The 12725-nt window shown below is 63.7% G+C and carries 12 protein-coding genes; 5 read left to right on the forward strand and 7 right to left on the reverse strand.

Annotation, left to right across the window (positions count from 1 at the left end):
* Nucleotides 1-796 precede the first annotated feature (796 nt).
* Nucleotides 797-1180 (reverse strand): DUF222 domain-containing protein, encoded by a 384-nt coding sequence (locus QM716_RS01675; RefSeq protein ID WP_283303018.1) that lies wholly within the window; start codon nucleotides 1178-1180, stop codon nucleotides 797-799.
* Nucleotides 1181-1250: 70 nt separating this feature from the next.
* Between QM716_RS01675 and QM716_RS01680 the strand changes: the two genes are divergently transcribed.
* Nucleotides 1251-1595 (forward strand): DUF4288 domain-containing protein, encoded by a 345-nt coding sequence (locus tag QM716_RS01680; protein WP_283301910.1) that lies wholly within the window; start codon nucleotides 1251-1253, stop codon nucleotides 1593-1595.
* Nucleotides 1596-1607: 12 nt separating this feature from the next.
* Here the strand turns inward: QM716_RS01680 and egtD are convergent, their stop codons facing one another.
* The 5 genes from egtD to QM716_RS01705 form a co-directional block, all read right to left on the reverse strand.
* Nucleotides 1608-2579, reverse strand: coding sequence for an L-histidine N(alpha)-methyltransferase (gene egtD, locus QM716_RS01685; RefSeq protein ID WP_283301912.1), 972 nt, complete (start codon nucleotides 2577-2579; stop codon nucleotides 1608-1610).
* A complete protein-coding gene (gene egtC, locus QM716_RS01690) occupies nucleotides 2576-3322 on the reverse strand; it encodes an ergothioneine biosynthesis protein EgtC (protein WP_283301914.1) in 747 nt (248 codons plus the stop codon). The genes egtD and egtC overlap by 4 nt, the downstream gene beginning before the upstream one ends.
* Nucleotide 3323: 1 nt before the next feature.
* A complete protein-coding gene (egtB, locus tag QM716_RS01695) occupies nucleotides 3324-4631 on the reverse strand; it encodes an ergothioneine biosynthesis protein EgtB (RefSeq protein WP_283301916.1) in 1308 nt (435 codons plus the stop codon).
* Nucleotides 4628-5851, reverse strand: a complete 1224-nt coding sequence (egtA, locus tag QM716_RS01700) for an ergothioneine biosynthesis glutamate--cysteine ligase EgtA (protein ID WP_283301918.1) — start codon at nucleotides 5849-5851, stop codon at nucleotides 4628-4630. The genes egtB and egtA overlap by 4 nt, the downstream gene beginning before the upstream one ends.
* A 78-nt stretch (nucleotides 5852-5929) precedes the next feature.
* The gene (locus QM716_RS01705; RefSeq protein ID WP_283301920.1) at nucleotides 5930-7204 is read right to left on the reverse strand and encodes an APC family permease; all 1275 of its coding nucleotides are present in this window, start codon (nucleotides 7202-7204) and stop codon (nucleotides 5930-5932) included.
* 14 nt (nucleotides 7205-7218) lie between these two features.
* Between QM716_RS01705 and QM716_RS01710 the strand changes: the two genes are divergently transcribed.
* Both QM716_RS01710 and QM716_RS01715 read left to right on the forward strand, forming a co-directional pair.
* Nucleotides 7219-8400: an aminotransferase class V-fold PLP-dependent enzyme gene (locus QM716_RS01710; RefSeq protein ID WP_283301921.1), complete on the forward strand. Its 1182-nt coding sequence runs from the start codon at nucleotides 7219-7221 to the stop codon at nucleotides 8398-8400.
* Nucleotides 8401-8482: 82 nt separating this feature from the next.
* Entirely contained in the window at nucleotides 8483-9943 is a 1461-nt protein-coding gene (locus QM716_RS01715; RefSeq protein ID WP_283301922.1) for an FAD-dependent oxidoreductase, read from the forward strand.
* Here the strand turns inward: QM716_RS01715 and QM716_RS01720 are convergent.
* Nucleotides 9940-11145, reverse strand: a complete 1206-nt coding sequence (locus QM716_RS01720) for a GAF domain-containing protein (protein WP_283301923.1) — start codon at nucleotides 11143-11145, stop codon at nucleotides 9940-9942. The two genes, QM716_RS01715 and QM716_RS01720, sit on opposite strands and share 4 nt — an antisense overlap.
* A gap of 290 nt (nucleotides 11146-11435) precedes the next feature.
* Between QM716_RS01720 and QM716_RS01725 the strand changes: the two genes are divergently transcribed.
* Together QM716_RS01725 and pth are read left to right on the forward strand one after the other, a co-directional pair.
* Nucleotides 11436-12044, forward strand: a complete 609-nt coding sequence (locus QM716_RS01725) for a 50S ribosomal protein L25/general stress protein Ctc (RefSeq protein ID WP_019744667.1) — start codon at nucleotides 11436-11438, stop codon at nucleotides 12042-12044.
* A 106-nt stretch (nucleotides 12045-12150) separates the two neighbouring features.
* Nucleotides 12151-12723: an aminoacyl-tRNA hydrolase gene (gene pth / locus QM716_RS01730; protein WP_283301926.1), complete on the forward strand. Its 573-nt coding sequence runs from the start codon at nucleotides 12151-12153 to the stop codon at nucleotides 12721-12723.
* Nucleotides 12724-12725: the final 2 nt, after the last annotated feature.

Consider the following 12725-nt stretch of genomic DNA (forward strand, 5'->3'; position numbering starts at 1 on the left):
GTCGGTGGCACTCAGTTCGGGGACACAGAATGAGCCCACGGGCGCGGTAGCCGCTCGACGCCCTGACGGATCTTCCCACTCCAGACGACCCCCGATTTGTTTCACTGCCCACCTTCCAATCATCAATTATCTTAACGCACAACATAATTCGGAACTCGGCACGTACCGTCTCGCGTTCTTACAATCTTCGCCAACGCTGCGGACGGCCGGTAAGTGCACTCGGTACGCCGAGAACCATTGTCCCGTGTCGAGCGATGGGCCCCTTGCCACATCGGGCAAGACCGCCGGCGAGGGCATCGACCGACCCACGCCGAGTACGGGCCCGACCGCCACGGCAGTCGAGCACCGTTGCACCTCGGACGGCGTGAGGGGTAAGGACTCTCTGCCATGTACCGTCCGCAGCGATCGCTCGCGCAAGATCGGCATCGATGTGTCCATGTCCCTGCAAATAGCCTGGTAGGTAGTCGAATCCGAGCAGGGTGGAAGCGTTGACACCCACAAGAATTATCGAAATCGGGAGCGCAGAGGTCTTCGAATCATCATCATCACGGGTGCAATCGCCGTCACACCTGCATCGACATCGCACGGAGTCTGGTCGCCAATGTCTGAGCGCCGACCACTGGAAGCGTTCCGTCCAGAGTCGACATACCGTCGACGCGCACGTCCGGACGTCCCGATCTGCCTCCGCACGAACTCGCCTGGCACGCAAACCATCAGGGTCGTGCCGAGCGATGAGCACTCGTGGCCTCGCCTTCAATTTGTTACCGGTTGCACTGCCGGCACCGTCCACGAGGAGTCACTCGATCTCATCGAGTGCCCGGTCGGAAACTTTGGCGAGAGCTTCGGACAGTGCAGTCGCCTTGGCGAGCTCGATGTCACCACAAGCAAAAGCGGCCGCCACCCGCGGCAGCCGCCAACGCAGGTCACATCCGAGTGCAATCATTTTCTGCGCGGCATACTCCGTAATACTCAGTATCGAGGCGATCTCCACGTGCGCGAATTGGCCTTGAACCGCCTCATTGACTCCAGCATCAGCATCCTCCTCGCAGCGCCCCAAGTGCAGCGTGGTGACCGCATCCACCTCGAGGAAGTGGGCGCGCGCGATTTCCGCATGCTGAATCGACAACAGTTCCGCGGAAATCTTCGATTCGAACATATGGTCGATTTTACGGGCACCCACCGACAAGTTTGCGGAATCCCAGGGTATTCACCGATATCGTTCGTGCTCTGATGTCGCTACTTTCAATCGCATGACCCATTACTCGACACAAGAGCAGCCCTATTTCGGCATAGCGATATTCGAGTTGGGGAAGAATGACGGGGACGGGTGCTTCTACCGGGAGGACTGTTATCTCATCTGGGCTGGCAACCCCGCTGAGGCGAAGACAAAATTCGAGCGCAAGGCCGGCGAGCAGGAATATCCGGTCGGCGCGAGCGATGACCAGTCCTACGTAAAACTCGCGCATTTCGTGGATCTTGCCCCAGTGTCCGACACGGTCCAGACCGGCACAGCAGATCTCTACTCTCGACACTTCTCAAATATTGCCGCCTACAGAACTTTTGAGGCACGCTTGGGAGGAGACGGCATCCTCTGACTTGCGCCCACCTCACGCCCGCTGCGCACACAAAAGCGCGAAGCGCTGATCCCTATCCGTCCACACCTTCCGCACCTCGAAGCCCGCGGACGCGAGTTCCGCGGCAATCCCGTCCTCGGTGAACTTCGCCGAGATCTCGGTGCGCAGCTGCTCGCCCGCTGCGAAATTGATCTCCAGGTCCAGGTCGTCGAGCCGCACCGAGAGTTCACGAAGTGCTTCCAGCCGCATCTCGATCCACTGGTTCTCGGCATCCCAGAGCGCGACGTGACGGAAGTCCTCCAAGGGAAAGTTCGCTCCCAGTTGCTTGTTCAGGACCGAGAGAACATTGAGATCGAACTGCGCAGTCACTCCGGCAGCGTCGTCGTAGGCGGGCACGAGGACTGCGGGATCGATCACCAATCCCACGCCCAGGATCAGGTTCTCACCCGGATCCAGCACCGCTGCAATGCCCGAGAGGAACTCGGCGCGTTCTGCCGGAACGAGATTGCCGAGAGTTCCACCGAGAAATGCGACCGCTCGCCGTCCACCACCGGGCAGATGATGCAGCGAACCGGTGAAGTCACTGACCACCCCGACCACATCGATGCCGGGGAACTCGGCACCGACCTGCCGCGCCGCGCCGTCCAGTGCCGTCACCGAAACATCCTGCGGTACATACGTTCGCAGAGTTCCACGAGCGGTCATTGCATCGAGGAGCAACCGCGTCTTCTCCGAGGAACCGGAACCCAGTTCGATCAGGATCTCGGGTTCGGTCAACGCAGCGATCTCGTCGGCGTACTGCGCGAGCAGGCCGCGCTCGGTTCGAGTGGGGTAATACTCGGGTAAGGCCGTGATCTCCTCGAACAGTTCGCTTCCACGCGCGTCGTAAAACCATTTGGGCGAGAGCCACTTCGGCGTAGCGGTCAGACCCTCCCTGGCCTCGACTCGCAGTGCGTCGACCGATTCGGCCGGTGTCAGATAAACCTCGAGCGTAGGGGTTTTCATTGTTCTCCCATCGGTATCGGGGTGATGATCAAATGGCCAGGACGCGCGCAGACGAAGTGCCGGTCCGGCACCTGCTCCCAGTCCGGCGATCGATCGAACGGTTCGGAAACGATCAGGGCCCGCGACTCGTCGACCCGCGTGTACAACGTGTGGCCCCACGCTGTGGCCCACAGTTCCTGCCCGTCGCCGAACAGGAGGTTCAGTCGTGAATCCGGTGCCGCCGCAGCCACATCGTGAACGAGGCTCGTCACGGCGGCCTCCACGGGCTTCGACTTCAACCGATGCCGAAGCACTGTCCACAACAAGGCAGCATCCGTCGGGGCGGGCATCTTCAGCAGTTCGACGGCCGGAACTTCTGCCGCCAAGTCGGCAAGTGAACCAGGCCAACCGGATACCGCTCCGTTGTGGCTGAAAGCGTAGGTTCCGTCGACAAACGGTGCGCAGGCACCGATCTCGACGGCCATCCCCTCCGTCGCGGAACGTACGGCGGCGAGAACGGATCCGGAAACGATGTGGGACAACGTCTCGTCGACGGTCGGGTCCGACCAGATCGGCGAAATGCTGCGATACCGCCCCTGCCTTCCGTCGTTCCACCACACCGCGCCGAATCCGTCGGCATTGATGGTCCCGCCGCCACGCATCTCGCGAGGTGCCCACGACTGTCGCATCAGTGAGTTCTCGCCGTCGCGGAGGAGTTCACGAACCGAACGCCGGGGCCCGAGATACCCGAGGTGCCGACACATGTCAGGATCTACCCGAAATCGTTCTGGCGCAGCGAAAACCCGAGAAGATCTGGCGCCTGATCGGATGGTCCCAGTTGCGGAACGTCCCGCGACAGGCAACGCTGTCGGTCCCGAACGATCCCCCTCGCAACACTTTGTAGTCGCCGCCGAAGAACACCTCCGAATACTCCCGATACGGGAAGGCCCGGAAACCCGGATACGGATGGAAACCCGAAGACGTCCACTCCCACACGTCGCCGATCAACTGCTCGACACCCGCCGCCGACGCACCCGCCGGGTACGAGCCGACGCCGGCTGGACCGAGATGGCGCTGACCGAGATTGGCAAGATTCTCGTCTGCGGACACGTCCCCCCAAGGGAACCGTCGTGATCTCCCGGATTCCGGATCCCACCGCGCGGCCTTTTCCCATTCCGCCTCGGTGGGAAGCCGTTTGCCTGCCCAGCCCGCGTAGGCTTCGGCTTCGAAAAAGCTCACGTGTACAACCGGCTTGTCGGGTGGAACCGGAGCCTCGACGCCGAAAGTCTCGTGCCACCAACCCGAACTGTCGTGTTCCCAGAACAGAGGCGCTCGAAGCTTCGCGTCGACGCGATGCCGCCAACCGTCTCGGGACCACAGTTCCGGTCGGGAATAGCCACCGTCCTCGATGAATTCGATGAACTGCCCGTTGGTGACCGGGAATCTGTCGATTGCGAAATCGGTGAGATAGACCTGATGTGCAGTGTGCTCGTTGTCGAGTGCCCACGGTTCGTCGTCGGTCCCCATGACGAAGGAGCCGGCCGCGATGGTGACCTCGTCGAGTTCCGGCATGCGGGCCGCTTGCGGAGCGGGTGTCGCAACGAGTGCCGTGGGCCCCGAACGTAATTGGTGTGTCGCGAGCATGGTCTCGGCGTGTTGCTGTTCGTGCTGCGCGATCATCCCGAACGCAAAACCGTCCATGTCGAGTTCTGTGCGCCCGAAGGTGCTGGCTTCGAGCACATCCCAGACCTTCCCCCGAACCGTACGTACGTATTCGCGCGCCTCGGCCGGGTTGAGCAGGGGAAGTGTGGGTCTCGACGATCTAGAATGCTTGAAAGCGTCGTACAGCTCGTCTATGTCGCTACGCACCGGATCGCGGCCACCGACGTCGCGCACCAGCCAGAGTTCCTCTTGATTGCCGATGTGCGCCAGGTCCCACACGAGCGGACTCATCAACGGGGAATGCTGAGCGATCAATTCGGCATCATCGACGCAGTCGGTGAGCAGCGTCGACCGCTCACGCGCTCGTAGAAGTACGGCCTCGACCGCTTCCTTGGTGATCTCCCCCGTCATGTGTCGCTCTCACCGGGCACGATTGCGCGACAACACCGTTCGGCTGCGGCATCGAGAAGGCGAACAAACTGTGGCTCCGGCGCGTACGACGCGGCAAGCGACATCAGAGATGTTGCAGCCGAACGCAGTTCGACGTCGTCCAAACCGTACTCTGCCGCGTCTCGCCACCTTCCGGCCGTCGACGCTGCAGCATCACTCGCCTCGCGCATCACGGCGGGCCCGGACAGCAACGCGTCGACCGCTGCTATCGGCACTCTCCACAGATCTCCCGGTTGTGCGTCGATGTAGCGAACCTCCAGATGGCCGACAGCGCGAACCGGCGGGAACAGCGTGGACAGGTGATAGTCCAAGTCCGCCCAGACGGGGCGACGTCCGATCTCGGCATCCAAGGCGCCGTCGATCCAGTCCGCAAATGTCGCACCCCGCGGAGCCGTCCAATCATCGCCTTCGCTTCGCACACACATGAGCGGAACGTCGAGGGCCCAGCCGGCGTAGTCCTGCGCTTCCGGGATTGCGGCGGTGCGCCGGGAATCGAGTTCGAGCCACGTCCGCATGCGTTGGGAAGCCCAATCTCCCCTCGGAACCCCTTGCAAGCGTGGAGAACACGCAAATGCTGCGATGAGAGCCGGGCCCATGTCCCCGAGGAGCCGCCAACGCTGGGCGATGGACTCCGGACTCCCGCCGGCATCGACACTGACCTGCACTGCTGCGGTACTGCACATCATCAAGGTGCCGTACGGGCCTATCCCGGCGAAACGGGATTCCATTGCGCAGTAACGCGGCAACCGGAGAATGCGGGAAGGTGGGCGGGCGACGTCGGCCGCGGCCGAACTGATTTCGATGGAGTACGACGCGAGGAGCGATTCGAGAGTACGACGGTCTTCGTCGAGACAGTCACACAGTTCGCGGGCGGATGTGCGCGGAGCGGACGAGAGTTCGATCTGTCCGCCGGGTTCTACCGTGACGAGACTGCCACGAGGAAGGGGAACCGCCGGTGAATCCGGGTCGATACTGGTGGGCGCATGTCGCCCGAGTGCCCTTGCCAGCGTCGCGGCGGATGGCCGCTCCCCACCGGCTTCTTGCCTGGTCAGCCACTCGACCTCGGCTCCGACCAAGCGGGGTGGCCCCTGTTTGAAGCACACACCACCGACGTAGGCCTCGGCCGCAGGACGCGAATCCACCTGCGTGGTCTGTGCTGTTGTCAACGCTGCTGTCACCATTCGACTTCCCCTTCGGGCGGTCTTCGCGGTCGTTACCGACGATAGAACGCCAACGTCCGAGATGCACCCATTGTGGTGTTACGTGTCGTTGAATTTATTAAGTCGTATCCACCGGTACCCACAACCGGCCAGAACCACACCTACCCCGGAAACAACCGAAATCCACGGAAGTGTGACCACCAGAACGATACAACCGGCCGCCCCGACTGCCTGCAGCCACTTCGGATATATCCGGTCCACACTGCGCTGGCTGTACGCGCTCACGTTCGCGACGAAGTAGTAGAGCAGCACTCCGAACGACGAAAAGCCGATCACGCCACGAAGATCGGTTGTCGAGACGAGAACGATCACAACAGCACCGACGACAAGTTCTGCATGGTGAGGGACTACGAACCGTGGATGGACGGAAGCCAGAGCGACAGGCAGATCACTCTCGCGGGCCATCGCCATCGCCGTACGACTCACCCCGGCGATCAGAGCCAGCAGCGCCCCCGCCGACGCCGCCGCGGCACCGATCACCACCACGGGGACGGCCCAATTCCACCCGGCTGCGCCCACTGCATCGGCAAGGGGCCGCGCCGAATTCGCCAGCCGATCAGGCCCCAACGTCACCAACAGCACCACCGCTACCAGCGCATAGAGGACAACCGCGACGGTGAGTGCAATCAGAATCGCCCGCGGAATCGTGCGGCGCGGATCGCGCACTTCCTCCCCCAGCGTCGCGATCCTGGCGTAACCGGCGAAGGCAAAGAACAGAAGCCCCGCCGACTGCAGAATCCCGTACCACGACCCGAACACGAGGTTCGGGAGTTCGCGCACTGAACCAGGTCCCACGACGGCAACCAGCAACGCCACACACAATGCCGTCGTCGACACGGCGACGATGACCCTGGCCATCTGCGCCGTCCGCGTCACTCCGCGGTAGTTGACAGCAACCAGCGCCGCCACCACCAGTACCGCGGCGGGAACACGCCAGGCCGCAGGAGCAACGTACGTCGCGAAGGTCAGAGCCATTGCCGCGCAACTCGCGATCTTCCCGATCACGAACGACCAGCCTGCGGCAAACCCCCACCAGGGTCCGAGCTGCTCACGTCCGTAGACGTACGTCCCACCTGACGTGGGGTATCTGGCCGCAAGCTGCGCCGACGACGTCGCATTGCAGTAGGCGACGAACGCTGCGATCGCCAGGCCGAGCAGCAACCCGGTACCGGCCACTGCGGCAGCGGGCGCGAACACCACGAAGACTCCGGCGCCGATCATCGCGCCGAGGCCGATCACCACGGCATCGGCCGTGCCCAGTCTTCGCTCCATCGGGACAGCTTCGTTCACAGGTAGTTTGAACCACACCGACATGAACGGAAGGTGCCATGTTCGATCTCGACACGATCCGCCGCGACACTCCCGGATGCCTCGACAAGGTGTTCCTCGACAGCGCGGGATCTTCGCTCCCGCCCGAGCCGGTGCTGACCACCATGATCGAGCACCTGCGACGTGAAGCCGACGTCGGCGGGTACGTCGCCGCTGCTCGCCAGAGCGGCGCACTGGCTGCTGTTCCGCATTCACTGGCCGGGGTCATCGGCGCCCAGGCAACCGATATCGCGTTGACGGACAGCGCAACCCGCGCGTGGAACGACTTCTTCGCTGCCGTTCCACTCGGACCTGGTGATCGAATCCTCATCAGCGGAGTCGAATACGCGAGCAACGCAATCGCCGCTCTGGGGCGGGCGCGTTCCACCGGCGCCGGCGTCGAGGTCATTCCGAGCGATCAGTACGGACGCATCGACCTCGACGCACTCGAGAACATGCTCGACGATCGGGTTCGACTCGTCTCCGTCGTACACGTCCCCACCAACGGCGGCTTGATCAATCCGGTCCGTGAGGTAGTCGAATTGGCCAGAGCCCACGGCTCTCTCGTCCTGCTCGACGCGTGCCAGTCCGTCGGCCAGCTGCCCATCGACGTCACCGAACTCGGCGTCGACGCGCTCAGCGCCACCGGCCGCAAGTGGCTGCGCGGGCCACGCGGAACCGGATTCCTGTACGTCCGCCCCGGACTCGTCGACGCGCTCGAACCCGCTGCGATGGACCTGCACGGAGCGGAATGGACCAGCGAGAACAGCTTCGTCCCTGCGCCGGACGCAACACGATTCGAACTCTGGGAAACGAGTGTCGCTGCGCGCCTGGGTCTCGGCGTCGCTGCAGACTATCTGCACTCGATCGGCACCGACACGGCGTGGGAGCAGATCGAATCCCGAGCAGTCGCACTGAGGCACGGTCTGGCCACGATTTCCGGAGTCGAAGTCCGCGATCGAGGAACCCATCTGAGCGGTATCGTTTCCTTCACCGTCGACGGTATTTCCGAGCACCTGGTGCGGGATCAGCTTGCAGCACAGAACATCACCGTCACCGTCAGCGGTCGTGGGTCCACGCTCCTCGACATGGATGCCCGCGGACTCGACGCCGTGGTTCGCGCATCGCCGCACTACTTCGTCGACGAAGCCGACCTGGACACACTTCTGGGCGCGGTCAGGAGATTACAAACCTCCCGTTGACCGGGACCATGCCTGATCTGCGGAAGTCGAAACTGCAACTGTGTGGTCACCAGTAGTTTCGCCTTCCGAGAGGACGCTTCGCATGGCCGACCCCACCGTCAGACCGATCTCCGCTGCCGATATCACCACCTGGGACTACGAGGCCGACGTCGTCGTCGCGGGATACGGCATCGCCGGCGTCACCGCTGCGATCGAAGCGGCGCGGGCCGGCGCTGAGGTCCTCGTCCTGGAGCGAACGGGTGGCTGGGGCGGAGCAGCATCGCTGGCGGGTGGATTCATCTACCTGGGCGGTGGAACGCTGCTACAGAAGGCGTGTGGGTTCGAGGATTCGGTCGAGAACATGAAGACGTTCATGAAGGCAGCGCTCGGCCCCGGAACCGACGACGCAAAGATCGACGCGTATTGCGAGGGCAGTGTCGATCACTACAACTGGCTCGTCGATGCCGGCGTTCCGTTCAAGGAGTCCTTCTGGGGTCAACCCGGCTGGGAACCGCCGTACGACGACGGCCTGATGTACTCGGGAGGCGAGAACGCCGCGCCGTTCAACACCCTCGTCGATCCCGCGCCCCGCGGACACGTTCCGCAGATGTCCGAGAAGAATACCGGTGAGCGGGGCGGCGGCTACATGCTGATGAAGCCACTCGTCGAGACGGCCGAAAAGCTCGGTGTCCGAGCAGAATACGATCTGCGCGTCCAAACTCTGGTGGTAGACGGCGATCGGGTTGTCGGCGTAGTCGCCAAGCGCTACGGCAAAGACGTCACGATTCGCGCACGCAAGGGCGTCGTGCTGGCGATGGGCAGCTTCGCGTACAACAACGAGATGGTGCGCTCGAACGCACCGCGTATCTTCGGCCACCCGGCGGCCTCCATCGAGGCGCACGACGGCCGCGCAATCCAGATCGGTCAGGCACTCGGCGCCGACACCGCGCACATGGACGCCACCGAGGTCGCGTTCTTCTGCGACCCGCAGTTGATGGTGCGCGGCATTCTTGTCAACGGCCGCGGTCAGCGATACATCCCCGAGGACACTTACCCCGGCCGCATCGGCCAGGCAACGCTGTTCCAGCAGGACAACCAGGCATTCCTCGTCATCGACGAGGCTGCATACGAGGAAGGCATGAATGCCGAGTCGTCCAGTGCGCAGTTGCGGGCGCAGCCGAGTTGGGTGGCGGAAACCGTCGAGGAACTCGAAGCCGAGATGGGGTTGCCCGCCGGATCGTTGCAATCGACGGTCGACCTCTACAACCGGCACGCGGCTGAAGGGTCGGACCCGGTGCTGGGGAAGAAGGGCGAGTGGGTGAAGCCGATTGTCGGCCCGTTCGCGGCAATCGATCTGCGCGGACGCACGGGCGGATTCACGCTCGGCGGGTTGAAGACCACCGTCGACTCCGAGGTTCTGCACGTCTCCGGTGAGCCGATTTCGGGATTGTTCGCGGCGGGCCGGTGCACTTCCGGTGTGTGCGCGGGTGGTTACGCCAGTGGAACCAGCCTCGGTGACGGCAGCTTCTTCGGACGACGTGCCGGAATCAGCGCAGCGCGCTAGATCACCACCACCCGCACGCCGTCGGCAAAGCGGTACGGCTGAGTCTGCAGGACCGCGCCGAGGTGTTTCCGCAGTCTGGACACCTCGGCGCGCACTGCCACCACATGCTCGCGATCACCGAAGAGCACTTCGCTCAGGCCTGCGGCATCCACGCCCGCCGAACCGACCGCTGCCAGGGCCCTCAAGATCTGAGCGTGACGCGGCGAGAGCGCTCGCGTCCAGTTGGCGTCACCACGCACCGTCACCTGCGGCGATGCGCCGAGGGACAGCTCCAGCTCGATCACCGGCCCGCCGAGGCCGGTGCGCAACAGCCAGCCGTCCCCGAGCGGCTCGGGCAGACACATCCCCAGCCCTGGCACGATGACGGGCTTTCCCGCGCTCGGCGCGGCCACGCGGTCGGGCGCGGCTATCCCGCTGGCGCCGGCCACCCAACCGAACTCGTCGACCACCAATGCCGGACCGGTCCCGGCCGCGAACAACGGTGCTGCCCGCGAGCGCAGACGCTCGAGCTGAGCTGCGTGCTCGCGCCACAGCGTCGCCTCCGCGAGGCGAACCGCGGTGCGAACCAACGCGACGGTGGTGGGATGCACCGAGGCTGCTGACCCACTGATGTCCACTACTCCCAGGATCTCGCCCGTCCGCGGATCGTGCACGGGTGAGCCGGTACACGACCAATTGTGGTGAGTCGGCGCATAGTGCTCAGCCGAGAAGAGTTGCACCGCAGAATCTTCGATCAGCGCGGTACCTATCGCATTGGTACCGACCGACTGCTCCGACCAGCGCGCACCTTCGGCGAACCCGAGTGCGTCCGCCGCACGCTTGACTGCCTTCGCGCCCTCGCGCCAGAGCAGGACACCATCGGCGTCGGCAACGACCACGATGAAGTTGGCGTCCTCGGCCACCTCGGTCAGAGTGGTTCGCAACTCGGGCAGAACGGCGCGCAGTGCGGTCCGCGAACGCCTCGACTCCAACTCGGAGAAATCAGCGACAGCGGACGCGCCGCAGTGATCCGGCGTGAGCCCGCCCGCAGCCACTCTCGACCACGACCGTGCCACGACGGTCCGCGGCTGCGCCGGAGGTTCCTGCCCGGAGAGAACTGCGTCGTGCACCCGACTGAGTAGGCGCGCATGCTGCGACAGGTCGGTACCCGGCACGACGGCACCGAGCCGACTGCCCTCGGGAGCGTTCCCCACGGTGGTCACTCCGTCAGGCTACCGCTTTCGATGTGACGCGAACCACGTCCACACGGCCAGGTCGTCACCACCTGCGATTAGCGGCGAGGAGCAAACTCCGGTAACGTATCCAAAGTTGTCTCGGCGAGGGTGAATCGCAGCAGTTCCACACGTTGCAGGTTTACCGTGATCGACGCGGCTACGGCTCAGCTCGAGCGTTTCGCTCCTGGCCGTGTGCGCGCCTGTCCCCCTTGTCGCAGGCAAAACCACACGTCAGTAAACCGAGCACGAACCCCGTGAGTTGTAGGAGCCGTTTCATCATGTCTGAAGAAAACAACCTCGTCGCCGTCGTCCGCACCGAATTCGGCAAGGGCGCGGCTCGCCGTGCACGTCGCGACGGCCAGGTCCCCACGGTTCTGTACGGCCACGGCGAAGATCCCCGCCACCTCAACGTGCCGGCTCGCGACTTCGCTCGCATCCTCCGCGCACAGGGCACCAACGCCATCCTCACCCTCGACATCGAGGGCACGGAGCAGGTTGCACTGACCAAGTCGGTCGTCGTGCACCCCATCCGCAGCTACATCGAGCACGCTGACCTGCTCGTCATCAAGAAGGGCGAGAAGGTCACCATCGACGTTCACGTCGTAGTCGTCGGTGACGCTGCTGCAGGCACCATGGTCGCGCAGGATGCATCCACCATCTCCATCGAGGCAGACGCCCTCCACATTCCTGAGCAGATCGAGGTCTCGGTCGAGGGCCTCGAAATCGGCACCCAGATCCTCGCAAGCCAGCTCGAACTGCCCGTCGGCTCCGTCCTGCAGGCTGACGCTGACACCCTGATCGTCAACGTCGTTGCTGCACCGACCGAGGCTGACCTCGAAGAGGGCGCAGAAGCTCCCGCCGCCGACGAGGCTGCAGAAGAGGCCTGATCCTCTCGGTTTCTACAGAACTCACTGCGCGCGGCGCGTCATTCCGATTCGGAGTGACGCGCCGTTCGCGCGTAGCAGGAAAGAACAAGCCAGAAAGTAGTGTCCGTTGAGCACAGATACCGCCCTCGTCATCGGCCTGGGTAATCCCGGCCCGCAGTACGAGAAGACCCGGCACAACGTCGGTTTCATGGTCGCGGGCACACTTGCCGGACGAATGGGCGGAAAGTTCAACGTACACAAGAAGAGTGGCGCCGAGATCGTCGAAGGTCGCCTCGCCGGCCGACGCGTGATCCTCGGAAAACCACGCTCGTACATGAATCTCTCGGGCGGCGCGGTCGCCGGTCTCGCTCGATTCTTCTCGGTCGATGCCGCGAATATCATCGTCGTCCACGACGAACTGGATCTCGATTTCGGGACCATCAGGCTCAAACTCGGCGGCGGCGAAGGCGGCCACAACGGGCTGCGGTCCATTTCGAGTTCGTTGACCACCAAGGACTACCTGCGCACGCGCGTCGGGATCGGCCGCCCGCCGGGCCGCATGGACCCGGCGGACTACGTTCTCAAGCCGTTCTCGTCCACGGAGCGAAAAGAACTCGATCTCGTGTGCGAAGACGCTGCGGATGCAGTGGAGCTACTTCTCGAACTCGGACTGGAGACAGCACAGAACCGCCTGCACTGACA

It is taken from the genome of Rhodococcus sp. IEGM 1409 (assembly GCF_030056735.1).
GTDB lineage: Bacteria > Actinomycetota > Actinomycetes > Mycobacteriales > Mycobacteriaceae > Rhodococcus_F.

Coding starts and splice junctions, on each gene's coding strand:
- egtD (WP_283301912.1), bottom strand. CDS start 2,579: ATGAAAACCCCTACGCTCGAGGTTTATCTGACACCGGCCGAATCGGTC.
- QM716_RS01705 (WP_283301920.1), bottom strand. CDS start 7,204: ATGTCGGTGTGGTTCAAACTACCTGTGAACGAAGCTGTCCCGATGGAG.
- QM716_RS01715 (WP_283301922.1), top strand. CDS start 8,483: ATGGCCGACCCCACCGTCAGACCGATCTCCGCTGCCGATATCACCACC.
- QM716_RS01725 (WP_019744667.1), top strand. CDS start 11,436: ATGTCTGAAGAAAACAACCTCGTCGCCGTCGTCCGCACCGAATTCGGC.
- egtB (WP_283301916.1), bottom strand. CDS start 4,631: ATGACGGGGGAGATCACCAAGGAAGCGGTCGAGGCCGTACTTCTACGA.
- egtA (WP_283301918.1), bottom strand. CDS start 5,851: ATGGTGACAGCAGCGTTGACAACAGCACAGACCACGCAGGTGGATTCG.
- egtC (WP_283301914.1), bottom strand. CDS start 3,322: ATGTGTCGGCACCTCGGGTATCTCGGGCCCCGGCGTTCGGTTCGTGAA.
- QM716_RS01680 (WP_283301910.1), top strand. CDS start 1,251: ATGACCCATTACTCGACACAAGAGCAGCCCTATTTCGGCATAGCGATA.
- QM716_RS01710 (WP_283301921.1), top strand. CDS start 7,219: ATGTTCGATCTCGACACGATCCGCCGCGACACTCCCGGATGCCTCGAC.